A 13,686-nucleotide genomic window follows, 5' to 3' on the forward strand; every position below is an offset into this window, starting at 1 on the left:
TGGGATCAGTCCATTTTCAGGGCGGCGAGGAAGGCGCTCTGCGGAATTTCGACCTTGCCGAACTGTCGCATGCGCTTTTTGCCTTCCTTCTGTTTGTCCAGAAGTTTGCGCTTGCGGGAAATGTCGCCGCCATAACATTTGGCCGTCACGTCCTTGGACAGGGCGCCGATTGTTTCACGGGCGATGACCTTGGAGCCGATGGCCGCCTGAATGGCGATCTTGAAGAGCTGCTTGGGGATCAGATCCTTGAGCTTGCCGCAGATCGAACGACCGCGCTGTTCGGCGACGGTGCGGTGCGAGATGAAGGACAGGGCATCGACAGGCTCGTGGTTCACGAGGATGGAGATGCGGACCAGGTCGCTCTCTTCGTAGCCGTCCATTTGATAATCGAAAGAGGCGTAACCCCGGCTGATGGATTTCAGGCGGTCGTAGAAATCGAACACCACTTCGTTCAGCGGAAGGCGATAAACGGCCATGGCGCGGTTGCCGACATAGGTCAGATCCATCTGGACGCCACGACGTTCGGAACACAGCGTCAGGACTGGGCCGAGATACTCGTCCTGAACCATGATGGTCGCCTTGATCCAGGGCTCCTCGATGGTTTCGATCTTGCTCAGCTCCGGCATGTCGGCCGGGTTATGCAGATCCTCGGACGTGCCGTCCGTCATGTGCATTTTGTAGACCACGGACGGGGCGGTCGCGATCAGGTCCAGATTGAATTCGCGAGACAGGCGTTCCTGGATGATTTCCAGATGCAGCAGTCCGAGGAATCCGCAGCGGAAACCAAAGCCCAGAGCCGCCGACGTCTCAGCCTCGAAGTGGAAGGAGGCGTCGTTCAGGCGCAGCTTGCCGAGGCTGTCACGCAGCTTTTCGAAATCGTCGGCGTCGATCGGGAAGAGGCCACACCACACCACAGGAATAGACGGCTTGAAGCCCGGTAGAGCCTTGGGGGCAGGGCGCTTGTCGAGCGTGACGGTGTCACCAACATTGCAGTCTGCAACGGTCTTGATGGCGGCATTGATGTAACCCATCTCGCCCGGGCCGAGGCTCTCGACCGACTGCATCTTGGGCAGAAAGACGCCGACCTGATCGACATGATAGGTTGCGCCAGTCTGCATCATGCGGATGCGGTCACCGCGCTTGAGGCGGCCATCCTTGATGCGGACAAGAATGATGACGCCCAGATAAGCATCGTACCAGCTATCGACCAGCAGGGCCTGAAGCGGGGCTTCGGCGTCGCCTGTGGGAGCAGGGAGGCGCTGCACGAGGGCTTCGAGCACACCTTCGATATTGATACCGGTCTTGGCGCTGATTTCGACGGCATCATCGGCCGGAATGCCAACCACGTCCTCGATCTGGGCGCGGACGCGCTCAGGCTCGGCAGCCGGAAGGTCGATCTTGTTCAGGACCGGGACGATCTCGTGGTTGGCGTCGAGCGCCTGATAGACGTTGGCCAGCGTTTGGGCTTCCACACCCTGCGAGGCGTCCACGACCAGAAGCGAGCCTTCACAGGCAGCGAGCGAACGGCTGACTTCATAGGCGAAGTCGACATGGCCCGGTGTGTCCATCAGGTTCAGCGTATAGGTCTGGCCGTCTTTGGCCGGATAGGTCAGGCGTACCGTCTGCGCCTTGATGGTGATCCCGCGCTCCTGCTCGAGTTCCATCGAATCGAGGACCTGATTTTTCATCTCGCGCGCGGTCAGGGCACCACAGGCCTGGATCAGGCGATCGGCCAGCGTCGATTTGCCGTGATCAATGTGGGCGATGATCGAGAAATTGCGGATAAGGGAGAGCGGGGTATCGGTCATGGCTGCTACATAAGGGATTATCGCAGAAATGTCAGTAGATCTGCGCAAAAGCCTGCCTTTGTGAAAAGGCAGGCGGGGGTGGGATCAGCGGTCCGTCAGACGGAACTCGATCCTGCGGTTTCTGGCATAGGCTGCCGGCGTGCTGGCAGCGTCCAGAGGCTGGTAGTCGGCAAAGCCTGTTGCGGCCAGATGGCGCGGGTCCACGCCCTCGGCAATCAGCAGTTTGACCACCGTAATCGCGCGTTCGGACGACAGTTCCCAGTTGCTGGGAAAGGCGCTGTGGATCGGCTGGCGGTCGGCATGGCCGTCCACGCGCAGGATCCAGGGAAGATCCGTCGGGATCGTTGAGGCGACCTGCTTGAAGGTATGGGCGAGGGTTGTGATTTCCTTGCGGCCTTCAGGCGTCAGATCGGCGCTGCCCTGCGGGAACAGGATTTCCGACTGGAAGACGAAGCGGTCTCCCACGACATTCACGCCTTTCTGGTCTTTCAGCAGGTCCCGCAGACGGCCGAAGAACTCCGAACGATAGCGTTTGAGCTGGTTGACCTTGTCGGCCAGCGCCAGATTGAGCTTGTTGCCAAGATCAGCGATCTGGGCGTCCTTGCCCTGCTCGTTCTTCTTTTCAATGTCGAGGGCGTTGCTGATCGCCTGAAGCTGGCGGGTCAGTTCTTCAACCTGTGACTGAAGATCAGAAATCTTGCTGTTCTGTTGTTTGCTCGTGTCGTCTGCCGAGGCCAGGGCCTGATCTTTTGACTGAAGCTGACCCGTCAGGGCGGCGATCTGGGTCGAAAGGGTCTGGAGCTGGACCTGATTGTGCTGCTTTTCGTCAGACAGCGTGGCAACGGTGGAGGACAGGCTTTTGTTTTTGTCTTCCGTCATCGACAGCATGTGCGACAGCTCGGCCAGCTGCTTTTGCAGGGCGTCGAGCGTGTGTTCGCGTCGTGACAGCGAGACCGAAAGGAACTGCTGCCCCACGACAAACACCAGCAGGACGAAGGTGACGACCATCAGCAGGGTGGACAGGGCGTCCACATAGCCGGGCCAGGCATCAAGGGCGTTGTGGGATCCGCGTCTGCGCCGGGCCATGGATCAGTCCTGCCTGCCGGGGGGTGGCGTCGTGCTGCCAGAAGCCGCCGCAATCGTGCGGGCCAGAACGCGGAGGTCGTTTCGAAGCTCTCCGATCGTCTGGGCGCGGCCTTCATGAAGCTCCTGGATCAGGCGGCTGAGATGCGTCTCGATCCGCAGAAGCGCCGTGCCCTGCGAGCCCGGACCGTCATCGCCCATATGGCGCAGAAGGGCGGTCTGGGTTTCGGCGGTGCGGGTCATGAGCGTCTGGTTTGCGGCGAGCAGATCCGTCATGCCGCGCAGGCGTTCCTGAAGGCTGTCGAGCATGTGCAGTTCGCGGACGCGGTTTTCCTCGCTGCGGGAGACGGCGTTCTGGAGCGTTTCCAGATTTTCGGCGGTCTGTTCGAGCAGGGCCTGAACATAGGCGGGAACAGGTGCGCCATCGCTGTCGATCGACGTGCTGCCGCTCACGCGCGTCACGCCAGCCAGCCATTCTTCCAGTTCGTTGAAGAAGCGGGTCTGGGCCTGTCCGGCCGTGAGATCCAGAAAGCCGAGGACCAGTGCGCCAGCGAGGCCGAACATCGAGCCCGAGAAAGCCGTGGACATACCAGCCAGTGGCCCGGCAAGGCCCGTCTTGAGCTGGTTGAACATGACGTCCATGTCGCCGCTGCCTGCGGACATGCCGCCGATGACACCGGCAATCGAACTGACCGTCAGCAGAAGACCGTAGAACGTCCCCAGTAGACCCAGAAAGATCAGGAGCTGCGTCATGTAGCGGGAGATTTCCCGGCTTTCATCCAGACGCGAAGACAGGCTGTCGAGCATGGCCTGCGTCGTCTGGGTGGAAAGCGTCAGGCGGTCCGTGCGGTTGCGGGCCGCCAGCATGCTGGCCATGGGGGCGAGCAGGCGCGGCGCCTTGGGTGCGGCCAGACCGGCACGGGGTTGGCGCAGGAGTTCAACCCAGTGCACTTCCGGCATGAGGCGCTGGACGACATGCAGGTTCCACAGGATGCCCAGCAGGAGCACGCCAAGGATGATGGCATCGAGCTTCGGGTTCGCACTGAAGGCCTGAAGCAGGGTTGTACCCATTGTCGCGGCCAGAAGGCCGACCGCGACAAGGAAAACGGCCATTCGGAGCAGATAGGTCGTAGGACGTGTCACGGCGTGTCTTTCCTGATGTTATTTCGGCAGGCCGTTTGCGGAAGGTGAGGGGTCTGCGGGATTTGTCTCGATGACAACATCCAGCCGGTCGGCAGGCGCGCTGTCTCCGGCGTCCGGACGTCCCAGCGCGCGGGGATAGAGACGGGTGGTAGCGACACCTGCGTGAATAAAGATCGAGCGCACGGCGAGTGCGCGGGCCAGCGCGATGCGGCGCGGCATGGACACGTCATCGCCCGGCAGGGTGGCATGGGCGATCAGCACCACCCGCTCTTCCGGGTGATGGGAGAGTTCGGCTCCATAGGCCTGAAGCGTTTTAAGGCTGTCGGCGTTCAGCGCTTCGCTTCCGGATGGAAACAGAACCCGCAATCCACCGTCAGGCAGCGATTCCGTACGGCTTGCGGCATCGGCGACAGCTGTCACGTCCGCAGGAGGAACGGGCGGGTGAAGCTGGACCGGAACGAACGGGGGGGGCAGCACGACGGGCGGCGGCGGAGCGGGAGGAACGCCTGGAACCGTTTCATGCGCGGGAGCGGATCTGGCCGGAGTGGCCGCCGGGGCAGGCGTGGAGGCTACGGCAGGTTTCTGGGCAGCCGGTTTTGTGCCGTCATGGGCCGCCGGGGTGTGGGCCGTGCGCGGCGCAGGGACCGGTTTTTTCGCGGAAGGGGCTGGTTTAGCCTGAGGCAGATCATCCAGATTGCTGGTGACCTGTGCCTGTGCGGCGGGCAGCGAAAGGCAGGCCAGAAAGGCCGCCAGAGAAAGGGAGGAGAGGATCGGCCTGTGCATGTCAGGCCGATCCTAGACGACGCCTCACGACTCCCGCAATGGGGCGTGAGGACAGTTTCGTCAGCTCCGGTCAGTCAGTTCCGGTTCAGGGCTTCATGCACGAGCGCGCGCAGGGTGCCGTGCAGGTTTGTGTTGCCCGCAACGACATTCACGTCGTCCGGCAGATCGTGGAGTTCGTTGCCGTCCGGATCGGTCGCATAGCCACCGGCTTCACGCACCAGAAGCAGGCCTGCTGCGCAGTCCCACGGCTTGATGCCGAATTCCCAGTAACCTTCGTAGCGGCCTGCTGCCACCCAGGCGAGATCGAGGGCGGCGGCGCCGAAGCGGCGAATCCCCGCGACCTGCGGCATCAGCGCGCCGAGAACGCGGGCGAACGGCAGACGGCTGCTTCCCGGGACCTTCGCAAAGGGGATACCCGTTGCGAAAACGGCTTCCAGCATGTTGCGGCGGCCGGAGACGCGGAGGCGGCGTTCGTTGAGGAACGCGCCCACGCCTTTTTCGGCCCAGAACATTTCGTTGGCAGCCGGGTTGTAGACAACCGCGGCAGCCAGTTCGACCGAGCCGTCCTGCAGTCTGCGCTGAAGGCCGATGGAAATGGCCCAGTGCGGAATGCCGTGCAGAAAGTTCGTCGTACCGTCCAGCGGATCGACAACCCAGCGCCAGGTCCAGTTGTCCCCGCCCGAAGCGCCGCTTTCTTCCATCAGGAAGGCATAGCCCGGCCGCGCACGGCTCAGTTCCTCGCGGAGGATGGTTTCGGCACGCAGGTCGGCCTGGGAGACGAAATCTCCCGGACCCTTGATGCTGACCTGAAGCTGTTCGACCTCTGCAAAGTCACGGAGCAGACGGCGCGAGGCCTTCTGCGCGGCGCCCTGCATGACGGCCATGTGCGGGGAGAGACGCATGATGGATCAGTCCTTCGCGCGTTCGACGTAGGAGGCGTCTTCCGTGCGGACAACAATGCGCTCACCGGCTTCGATGAACGGCGGAACAAGCGTCTTGACGCCATTGGACAGCACGGCAGGCTTGTAGGACGAGCTGGCCGTCTGGCCCTTGACCACAGGGTCGGCTTCCGTAATTTCCAGCGTCACATGCGGCGGCAGTTCCACGCCCACCGGGTCGCCTTCGACCAGCTTGACGTTCAGCGGCATGTTGTCCTGAAGGAATGCGAACTGGTCGCCGAAGATGTCCTTGGCGAGGATCAGCTGCTCGAACGTTTCCGGGTCCATCAGGACGACATTGTCACCATCCATGTAGGAGTAGGTGTAGTCCTTGTCTTCCGTCATCAGACGCTCGACGGAATCAGCCGTTCTCCAGCGCTCGTTGGTCTTGTTGCCCGTCTTGAGATCGCGCATTTCGACCTGGATGAAGGCGCCACCCTTGCCCGGGGTGATGATCTGCTGCTTGAGAACCGTCCAGCGGCGACCGTCGTGCTCGATGACCTGGCCGGCCCGGATAAGGTTGGCTTGCTGTTTCATGCTTGTGTCCTGATGACCCTTGGATAGGGATTTTCTGTCACGTCTTGTGGGCTTCTAGCGCCGCACGGGGGCTCTAAGCAAGGCACAAGGGATACGTGGGCTGTGGGGACTTCAGGAAAGTGTGAAGGAAGAGGGGCTTGGGAGCGCGCACTGGGCAGGTCATGTCAGACTGTGTGTGCGTCCTGAGGGTCAGGGCGAAACGCAAGGAGAAGACGCATGTACGATATGAAGAACCTCTCGCGCATTTCCCATCTCGAAGCCAATGCCTCCAAGGGCATGGACGCTTTCTGGCAGTTCGACCGCGCGGCTTTCGAGGAAGGGGCCGTCAGCGCCCTGACCAAGCAGCTTGCCGCCGTGGCAGTCGCCCTGACGACCCAGTGTCCGTACTGTATTGAACTTCACGTGAAGGCGGCGCGTGAAGCCGGGGCGACGGACGCCCAGCTTTCCGAAATCGCGCTTGTGGCCGCAGCGATCCGCGCGGGCGGTGCGATCACGCACGCCACGCATATGTTTGACGCGAAGTAGGCTCTTCTTCCGTCTCAGGTGAAGTCGCACGTCTCGCCGTCGGGTGTTGAGACCGTCCCCGGAGAGCCGGGCTTGAGATATTCCGGGCCGATCGGGACTTTGCCCCGGCCGCCCGGAATATCCAGAACATAGGTTGGCCAGGCAAGGCCGGTCACACGCCCGCGGAGCTGCCGCAGCAGGACCTGTCCTTCCTCGACCGGAACATGGAAATGTCCCGTTCCGGCGGCGGCATCCAGATGGTGCAGGTAATAGGGTTTGACCCGCGCTTTCAGGAATGCCCGCAGTAGGGCTTCCAGACTTTCCACCGTATCGTTGACCCCACGCAGCAGAACCGATTGCGACAGGACCGGAATGGCGCGCGACAGGACGGCGCGGATGGCTTTCGTGGCCTCCGGTGTCAGTTCGCTGGCGTGGTTGGCATGGACCACGAGCCACATGGCGCGGTCCGTCTCCATCGCATCCAGAAGCTCTTCCGTCATGCGGGCCGGATCGGCGACGGGGACGCGGGAATGGATCCGGATGGTTTCGATATGGGGAATGTCGGACAGGGACTGCACGATGTGCTTCAGCCGGCGGGGAGCCAGCATGAGCGGATCACCCCCCGTGAGGATGATTTCACGGATATCGGGATGCTGCCGCACCCAGTCCAGCGCGGTTTCAAGTTGCGCATCATTCAGAAGGCCACCGCCGGGCCCGACGTGTTCGCGGCGGAAGCAGAAGCGGCAGTAAAGCGGGCAGACCAGCAGAGGCTTGAGAAGCGCACGATCCGCGTAGCGGTGGACAATTCCGGGAACGGGCGAGAGCGCATCGTCACCGATCGGGTCCGTGTCTTCGTGCGGCAGCGTGACCAGTTCGCGCGCATCGGGAATGACCTGTCTGGCGATAGGGTCGTCCGGATGTGTGATCAGGTCCTGAAAGGCGGGAGGAATAGCCATCGTGAAGCGTTCGCCCACCGCTTCGAGCATTGAACGGTTCGTCTCATGCGCCAGCCCTGCGTCGATCAGATCCGACGGTGTGCGGAGAGTGGCGCGTTTTGGGGAATGCTGTTGGGCTGTCTTGACCATATCGTGCATGTGATGCCTCTAGCGGTGTGGGTCCCCGTTTTGCAACAGGAGCGATAGACGCCATGACCGTATTGTCCGCTGGATTGGCCGCTGATTCGGCCCGGATCGCCGAGCGTCTGCCGCTGCTCGAACGGCGTTCACAGATGGTGAGATCCGTTCGGAGCTTCTTTGAAGAACGGGGCTATCTGGAAGTCGAGACGCCCTGCGCCGTTCCCGTTCCAGGAGAAGAAGTCCATCTGCGGTGCTTCAGAACCGAGCTTGAACGCCCTGACGGCTCCCGCGAGGCGCGTTTCCTGCACACGAGTCCGGAATTCGCGATGAAGCGGATCGTGGCGGCGACGGGGAAAGCCGTGTTCCAGCTCGCGCGCGTCTGGCGCAATGGTGAGGCGAGCAACACGCATGCGCCCGAATTTACCATGCTGGAATGGTACCGTCCGGGTGCTGACCTGTCGTCTCTGATGGATGAAACGGAATCTTTCCTGCGCGCCCTTCTGCCGCCTGTGGTGCATCGGGGCACGGATGTCATTGATCTGTCACTCCCCTTCGAGCGTCTGACGATGCAGGCTGCTTTCGCGCGTTATGTGGGGGCGGATCTGCTGGGAACGGCTGGAGATGCTGCAGCCCTTGCAGAGCAGGCGCGTGTTGGTCTGCGCAACGGGGAGACCTGGGAGGATCTGTTTTTCCGGCTTCTGCTGGAGCGTATCGAGCCTGTGATCGGCCGTGAACGTCCCACATTCCTGACGCACTGGCCGGCTGAACAGGCCGCTCTTGCGCGCCGGGATCCGATGGATGGGCGCGCCGCCCTGCGGTTCGAGCTGTATGTGGGGGGGCTGGAACTGGCAAATGCGTTCGAGGAGCTGACGGATCCGGTGGAGCAGCGGGAGCGTTTTGTAACGGACCGCAAGCGCCGTATCGGTCTGTCACCGGATCAGGACTGGCCGGTGGACGAGAATTTTCTGGCGGCGCTGCCGGATCTGCCGCCCTGTTCGGGGATCGCGCTCGGATTTGACCGGCTGGTGATGCTGGCAACGGGGGCGCCGCGGATCAGTGACATTTTGTGGTTGGCCTGATCTTTTCGGAACTTGCAGGAGTTTTAATCCTTCTTTTGCGTCAGAAGGGCTAGAACGTGTCGAAAGAGGAACATGACCGCGTTGCAGCGGCACAGTCGGGGAAGATGATGATGAAAAAAGTTGGCGTGCTGTCCGTTCTGGTGCTGCTGGGCCTTTCCGCCTGTGAGGTCCCGACTCTTCAGCAGCGCAAGGTTCTGGATTCCATGGTCGGCAAGTCCGAAGTGGATGTCCTGCGCCAGTTTGGTGTGCCGACCCGCAACTACGATGCGCAGGGCCATACGTTCCTCGCCTATATCGACAACCAGACGCAGTATTCTCCCGGTGGTGGCTGGGGCTGGGATGGCTGGGGCGGCGGCATGGGCGGCTGGGGCGGTGGCTGGGGTGGCATGGGCGGCTGGGGTGGCGGCTGGGGCGGCATGGGTGGATGGGGTGGCGGTTTTCCGTCGACCTATTACAACACGAGCTGTCAGACGACATTCGAGCTGGTCAGCGGCAGGGTCGTCGGATGGACCATGCGCGGGGACGGGTGCTGAATCACCCGACCTGCTCTATGGTCGTCTCTCCCGCTCACAGGATGGTGCGATCAGGCATGGATGTGCGACTCGATGTTTTTCCCTCACGACGGTTTTCGGGCTGGGGGAAGGGGCTGAAACTCGGCGTAGGGCTTCTTCTCGGGGCCACGCTCTCCGCCTGTGGCGATCCTGACTGGCAGGGTACGGACTGGACGAAGAACTATCAGGACAGTTTCGAGACCCGGATCAGCGCCCGGGCTTCCACCATGCCGGGAACTACGGATGGTGCTTACCAGCCCACCGCGGACGGGACGCCCAACAGCCCGGTTGCCTACCATTCTCCTCCGATGATGTCCTACGAGGACCGTCCCCTTGACGAAAATATCGCCGGTTCTCTGGAACTGAGCGATTACGTCAAGGCACTCCGGGTGGCGAAGCTGGAGCCCTGGATCAGCGGTCCGGGGCCGTACACGCTTTTTGCGATTCCCAACGCCGCTTTTGAGCGTCTGAGTGCGCGCTGGCCTGGTGGGCTGCTGGCTCCGGCGAACCGTGGGCAGCTTGTCCATATTCTGGGCTACACAATTGCCAATGGAAAATGGAACGAAGCCGCTTTGCGCCGGGCGATCCAGCGCAATCATGGGCATGCGATCGGTTTGAAGACCCTGTACGGGGATCTTCTGGGCGTAGAAAGGTCTCCGCATACCGGTGAGTTGCTGCTCGAAAACGCAGTTGGTGAGACTAACCGCCTGTGGGGTAAGTCTTTCCCACAGTCCAATGGCGTTCTTTACTTCACCCAAGATACGCTGCTGCCGATACCTGTCAAAACGGTTTCAACCGGCGGCAAGCACGGCCATCGCTGAAAACCGCTCCTGATCCTTGCCATCAAACTGAAGGGGGATGGCAAGGAAATCAGCCCCGGCAGCGATCGCCAGAGACGCGTCAGTCGGGGTCGTGACGTTCTCGGTAACGCCGGGAAGCTCCATGACGGAACTCCACCATTTCACCAGTTCCAGATCGCCCGCTGGAAACGCGACATAGTCTGCGCCCGATTCGCCAGCTTTCATGGCGTCATCACGGTTGTCGCAGTGACAGCCGATCGGCATGTCGCTCCCGACGGTCTTACGAAGGGTGACCAGATCCTCGACACAGGCGACATGCAGTCCATCGCAGATTCCCAGCAGAGAATCTGATGTGCCGGACAGCGGAACGTCGACTTCAGGAATCAGGGCGACCCCATTGGCATGAAGCAGCGCTACGAGTTTTGAAAGCTGTGCTTTCTCTGGTGTCCAGCCACGAGGCAGCCGCAGGGCGGTGACTTCAGGCAACGGCAGAATATTGTGCAGTACCGCCAAAGCGGCGTCCATATCGAAACCGGTTTGCAGAACGGGGTAGAGATCACAGGCTGTCATGGGGATCTTCTCGCAGATTGTCGGAGCGGGAGCTAGGCGGTCTGAGCGTCAGGAGGCGCCCGCGGTATCGGTCATAGGATTGCAGAGTGCGCAACTGTGCCGCATTGACCCGGCAGATCACCCCTCCAACCCCGAGATCCAGTGCCTGCCGTGCCGCCGTGGGGGAGTCGCCGCAGTCCAGAATGGACAGTTCTGCATGCGTATTCACGACGTTCAGCCACCAGGGAACGCCAAAACTGCTGCCTGCACTTTCGACGGAAAGAGCAAGAAACCGTTTTCCCTTGAGTTGGGCCAGACGCTCCATCTCGTGGCGCGACGAAATTACGAAAACAGGATAGTGAATGGGCAGGGATGTCCTTGACCCCAAAGCGGGATCGGGTCTTTCCTGAGCAACGGGCCGGAGCGGGTCTGTATCGGGCATTTGACTGGCATAGTGATTACAGGAACGGGAAGAACGTGGCGGTAAACGAGACAGGTATTGCGCAGGACGATAAGACGCTTGAGCGTCTTGAGGAAGCGATGATGCGGATTGCTGCTGCGTCGGAGCGTCATGTGCTGGCAAAGGAAGCCTGTGAGCGCGCCCTTCATTCTGCGCCTGATCTTTCGGAATTTGCAGCCAATATTGATGCGCTGTGCGCTCGCATTCAGGGCGTGCTGAACAGGAAAGAGGGCTGACCAATGGGACAGGTGTCTATTCGCCTTAATGGTTATGTCTATAGCGTCGGGTGTCAGGATGGCGAAGAAGCGCATCTGTATGACATGGCCCGTCATGTCGAAGGCTGGCTCCAGCGGGCCCGGAGTCTGGGTGGCGCTGCAAGCGAATCCAAGACGCTCATGATGGCAGCGCTTCTGATGGCCGATGAAATTTTCGAACTGAAGCACCGGCAGATTTCGCCTCAGGCCGAGGCGCAGATCCAGCAGGCAGGCCATCTGCTTCAACGTGAGGGCGCGCGTCAGGAGCGGCTGGCCCGACTGGCGGGGCAGGCGGAGCTTCTTGCTGCAGAACTTGAACGCGCCTCCTGATTCTTCAAGGTTTGCATTGAACATCGGGCCGGACAGTCTAATATAGGGAGTGGAGCTGCCTGGTGCGTCAGGCAAATCATCCCCCGGGCCGATAAGCATTCCTATGGGAACTGGCTCTGTCGTGGCCCTGGTCACGTTAACCGGTGCCCACCTGCACTTGCAGGTCTAGGAGGGCTGAAAAGACCAACGGCTTTGGCGGCTCCACAGATTTCCGAGATCGACGTTCTTAAAAAAAGACTGCGTTGTAAAATGGCGGAGTATCGGCAGGCACTTTCTCCTGCTGACGAAGAGCGGCTGCGCCTTCTTCTCCTGAAGGAAATTCTTGCACAGCCAGCCCAGCGGATTGCCGCTGTCTGGCCTCTTGCCGGAGAAGTCGATCTTCGGCCTCTATGTCACGCTGTGTCGGAAACAGGACGTCAGGTTCTGTTACCTGAGACCACGCCCAAGGGCTCTCCTCTGGTTTTCAGGCGCTGGACGCCCGCTTGCCCCATGATCGCTGGTCGTTTCGGAACATCGCATCCCGAAGGGGAAATTGAGGTTCCGGATCTCGTTCTCGTTCCCTTTCTGGCGTTCGACCGTTTCGGTTACCGCCTTGGATATGGTGGCGGTTACTATGACCGTACTCTGGCCGCACTGGATGTGCCGGCGATCGGCTTCGGTTTCGCCGGTCAGCAGGTCGATTCCGTGCCGACTGGGCCTTACGACATTCCGTTAAAAACGATTGTGACCGAGCGCGGAATTATCAGGGCTGATCTCCCAAAACCATTATGAAAGACTGACTGTTGAGACTGCTGTTTCTGGGCGACATTATCGGGCGTAGCGGGCGTGAGGCCATTATCCGAAATCTGGCCGATTGGCGTCAGAAACTCTCACTGGATCTGGTGGTCGCCAATGGGGAGAATGCTTCACACGGCTATGGCCTGTCGCCTGATATAGCGAAAAACCTGCATAGCGCCGGGGTCGATGTCATTACGCTGGGCAACCATGCCTGGGACCGTCGTGACATGATCGGCTATATCAATCAGGCCCCTCATATCGTCAGGCCCGCCAATTATCCTGCCGGAACCCCGGGGCAGGGGAGCCATATCGTCGAAATAAGTCGCGGGCGCAGGGCTCTGGTCATCAATGTGATGGGCCGCATTTTCATGGACCCGCTGGATGATCCTTTCCGGGTTGTGAGCGAAATCCTGTCCCGGCATCGGCTCGGGGTGACGGTCCATGCCATCCTGATTGACGTTCATGCCGAGGCCACCAGCGAGAAAATGGGCTTTGGAGCCTATTTTGATGGCAGGGCCTCTGTCGTGGTGGGGACCCACACGCATGTTCCCACCGCAGATCACCGGATTCTGCCCGCAGGCACAGCCTATCAGACAGATGCGGGAATGTGTGGCGACTACGATAGCGTCATAGGAATGGGAAAACCCGCCGCCCTTCACAAACTGGTTCGTAAAACCCCGGGTGACCGTCCGCAGCCGGCGGAAGGGGAGGCGACAGTTTGTGGGCTCATGGTGGAAACGGATGATGCCACCGGTCTGGCCAGAAAGGTCGCCCCGCTGCGGATTGGTGGCCATCTGGCTCCCAACTGGCCGGACTTCTGAGAAAAGCAGAAAATTTGAGAAAAATCCGCCTTTTTTCGAGTGCGATTCGCAATGAATAACGTGGGTTAGTCATTTTTACCGCAGAAAACCGGGATTTTTTCTGTTGATAAGTGTCTTGTGAATTCTGTTTGACAGTGTGGGTTGGTGCCCGTATAAGCCCGTTCACCGACGCAGCGGGGCTCACTTCTAGGGC

At 60.8% G+C, this 13,686-nt stretch carries 17 protein-coding genes and 1 other RNA gene; 9 read left to right on the forward strand and 9 right to left on the reverse strand.

Going from position 1 to position 13,686, the window contains the following annotated elements; all coding sequences use genetic code 11:
• Positions 1 to 5 precede the first annotated feature (5 nt).
• The 6 genes from lepA to efp all read right to left on the reverse strand — a co-directional run bounded on the left by lepA (position 6) and on the right by efp (position 6,292).
• Entirely contained in the window at positions 6 to 1,808 is a 1,803-nt protein-coding gene (lepA, locus tag HK22_RS07105) for a translation elongation factor 4 (protein WP_062032966.1), read from the reverse strand.
• An 84-nt stretch (positions 1,809 to 1,892) separates the two neighbouring features.
• A complete protein-coding gene (locus HK22_RS07110; protein ID WP_086648783.1) occupies positions 1,893 to 2,894 on the reverse strand; it encodes a peptidoglycan -binding protein in 1,002 nt (333 codons plus the stop codon).
• A 3-nt stretch (positions 2,895 to 2,897) separates the two neighbouring features.
• Complete coding sequence (locus HK22_RS07115; protein WP_086648784.1) at positions 2,898 to 4,034, reverse strand: flagellar motor protein MotA; 1,137 nt, start codon at positions 4,032 to 4,034, stop codon at positions 2,898 to 2,900.
• Between the two features lie 18 nt (positions 4,035 to 4,052).
• A complete protein-coding gene (locus HK22_RS07120) occupies positions 4,053 to 4,817 on the reverse strand; it encodes a hypothetical protein (protein WP_198945501.1) in 765 nt (254 codons plus the stop codon).
• Positions 4,818 to 4,891: 74 nt separating this feature from the next.
• Positions 4,892 to 5,719, reverse strand: coding sequence for an inositol monophosphatase family protein (locus HK22_RS07125; RefSeq protein ID WP_062032950.1), 828 nt, complete (start codon positions 5,717 to 5,719; stop codon positions 4,892 to 4,894).
• Between the two features lie 6 nt (positions 5,720 to 5,725).
• Positions 5,726 to 6,292: an elongation factor P gene (efp, locus tag HK22_RS07130; RefSeq protein WP_062032946.1), complete on the reverse strand. Its 567-nt coding sequence runs from the start codon at positions 6,290 to 6,292 to the stop codon at positions 5,726 to 5,728.
• 216 nt (positions 6,293 to 6,508) lie between these two features.
• Here efp and HK22_RS07135 point away from each other — a divergent pair, with 216 nt between their 5' ends.
• A complete protein-coding gene (locus HK22_RS07135) occupies positions 6,509 to 6,817 on the forward strand; it encodes a carboxymuconolactone decarboxylase family protein (RefSeq protein ID WP_086648785.1) in 309 nt (102 codons plus the stop codon).
• A 14-nt stretch (positions 6,818 to 6,831) separates the two neighbouring features.
• On the opposite strand, the gene HK22_RS07140 is transcribed toward HK22_RS07135, so the two are convergent.
• Positions 6,832 to 7,890: a lysine-2,3-aminomutase-like protein gene (locus HK22_RS07140; RefSeq protein ID WP_086648786.1), complete on the reverse strand. Its 1,059-nt coding sequence runs from the start codon at positions 7,888 to 7,890 to the stop codon at positions 6,832 to 6,834.
• Between the two features lie 53 nt (positions 7,891 to 7,943).
• On the opposite strand from HK22_RS07140, the gene epmA reads away from it, so the two are divergent.
• From epmA to HK22_RS07155, 3 genes are all read left to right on the forward strand, one after another.
• Positions 7,944 to 8,951: an EF-P lysine aminoacylase EpmA gene (gene epmA / locus HK22_RS07145; protein ID WP_077803073.1), complete on the forward strand. Its 1,008-nt coding sequence runs from the start codon at positions 7,944 to 7,946 to the stop codon at positions 8,949 to 8,951.
• Between the two features lie 107 nt (positions 8,952 to 9,058).
• On the forward strand, positions 9,059 to 9,484 hold the full coding sequence (locus HK22_RS07150; protein WP_198945504.1) for a hypothetical protein: 426 nt from the start codon (positions 9,059 to 9,061) through the stop codon (positions 9,482 to 9,484).
• 56 nt (positions 9,485 to 9,540) lie between these two features.
• Positions 9,541 to 10,323, forward strand: coding sequence for a fasciclin domain-containing protein (locus HK22_RS07155; RefSeq protein WP_086648787.1), 783 nt, complete (start codon positions 9,541 to 9,543; stop codon positions 10,321 to 10,323).
• On the opposite strand, the gene HK22_RS07160 is transcribed toward HK22_RS07155, so the two are convergent.
• Both HK22_RS07160 and HK22_RS07165 read right to left on the reverse strand, forming a co-directional pair.
• A complete protein-coding gene (locus HK22_RS07160) occupies positions 10,294 to 10,872 on the reverse strand; it encodes a thiamine phosphate synthase (protein ID WP_086648788.1) in 579 nt (192 codons plus the stop codon). The two genes, HK22_RS07155 and HK22_RS07160, sit on opposite strands and share 30 nt — an antisense overlap.
• A complete protein-coding gene (locus HK22_RS07165) occupies positions 10,859 to 11,293 on the reverse strand; it encodes a hypothetical protein (protein WP_143412391.1) in 435 nt (144 codons plus the stop codon). Before HK22_RS07165 ends, HK22_RS07160 begins: the two co-directional genes overlap by 14 nt.
• Before the next feature lie 35 nt (positions 11,294 to 11,328).
• Here HK22_RS07165 and HK22_RS07170 point away from each other — a divergent pair, with 35 nt between their 5' ends.
• From HK22_RS07170 to HK22_RS07190, 5 genes are all read left to right on the forward strand, one after another.
• Positions 11,329 to 11,547, forward strand: coding sequence for a hypothetical protein (locus HK22_RS07170; RefSeq protein ID WP_062105642.1), 219 nt, complete (start codon positions 11,329 to 11,331; stop codon positions 11,545 to 11,547).
• 3 nt (positions 11,548 to 11,550) lie between these two features.
• Entirely contained in the window at positions 11,551 to 11,895 is a 345-nt protein-coding gene (locus HK22_RS07175; protein WP_062027026.1) for a cell division protein ZapA, read from the forward strand.
• Positions 11,896 to 11,944: 49 nt separating this feature from the next.
• Positions 11,945 to 12,101, forward strand: a non-coding RNA gene (ssrS, locus tag HK22_RS07180) — 6S RNA.
• Complete coding sequence (locus HK22_RS07185; protein WP_086648790.1) at positions 12,088 to 12,666, forward strand: 5-formyltetrahydrofolate cyclo-ligase; 579 nt, start codon at positions 12,088 to 12,090, stop codon at positions 12,664 to 12,666. The genes ssrS and HK22_RS07185 overlap by 14 nt, the downstream gene beginning before the upstream one ends.
• A gap of 11 nt (positions 12,667 to 12,677) precedes the next feature.
• Entirely contained in the window at positions 12,678 to 13,493 is an 816-nt protein-coding gene (locus HK22_RS07190; protein WP_062027031.1) for a TIGR00282 family metallophosphoesterase, read from the forward strand.
• Positions 13,494 to 13,686: the final 193 nt, after the last annotated feature.

Origin of the sequence: Gluconobacter sp. DsW_056, from assembly GCF_002153595.1 — a bacterium.
GTDB lineage: Bacteria > Pseudomonadota > Alphaproteobacteria > Acetobacterales > Acetobacteraceae > Gluconobacter > Gluconobacter albidus.

Excerpts from the sequence above, each read along its gene's own strand:
- HK22_RS07165 (WP_143412391.1), bottom strand. The coding sequence starts at position 11,293 with ATGCCCGATACAGACCCGCTCCGGCCCGTTGCTCAGGAAAGACCCGAT.
- lepA (WP_062032966.1), bottom strand. The coding sequence starts at position 1,808 with ATGACCGATACCCCGCTCTCCCTTATCCGCAATTTCTCGATCATCGCC.
- HK22_RS07150 (WP_198945504.1), top strand. The coding sequence starts at position 9,059 with ATGATGAAAAAAGTTGGCGTGCTGTCCGTTCTGGTGCTGCTGGGCCTT.
- HK22_RS07140 (WP_086648786.1), bottom strand. The coding sequence starts at position 7,890 with ATGCACGATATGGTCAAGACAGCCCAACAGCATTCCCCAAAACGCGCC.
- HK22_RS07110 (WP_086648783.1), bottom strand. The coding sequence starts at position 2,894 with ATGGCCCGGCGCAGACGCGGATCCCACAACGCCCTTGATGCCTGGCCC.
- HK22_RS07125 (WP_062032950.1), bottom strand. The coding sequence starts at position 5,719 with ATGCGTCTCTCCCCGCACATGGCCGTCATGCAGGGCGCCGCGCAGAAG.
- HK22_RS07175 (WP_062027026.1), top strand. The coding sequence starts at position 11,551 with ATGGGACAGGTGTCTATTCGCCTTAATGGTTATGTCTATAGCGTCGGG.
- HK22_RS07120 (WP_198945501.1), bottom strand. The coding sequence starts at position 4,817 with ATGCACAGGCCGATCCTCTCCTCCCTTTCTCTGGCGGCCTTTCTGGCC.
- HK22_RS07155 (WP_086648787.1), top strand. The coding sequence starts at position 9,541 with ATGGATGTGCGACTCGATGTTTTTCCCTCACGACGGTTTTCGGGCTGG.
- HK22_RS07135 (WP_086648785.1), top strand. The coding sequence starts at position 6,509 with ATGTACGATATGAAGAACCTCTCGCGCATTTCCCATCTCGAAGCCAAT.
- efp (WP_062032946.1), bottom strand. The coding sequence starts at position 6,292 with ATGAAACAGCAAGCCAACCTTATCCGGGCCGGCCAGGTCATCGAGCAC.
- HK22_RS07160 (WP_086648788.1), bottom strand. The coding sequence starts at position 10,872 with ATGACAGCCTGTGATCTCTACCCCGTTCTGCAAACCGGTTTCGATATG.
- epmA (WP_077803073.1), top strand. The coding sequence starts at position 7,944 with ATGACCGTATTGTCCGCTGGATTGGCCGCTGATTCGGCCCGGATCGCC.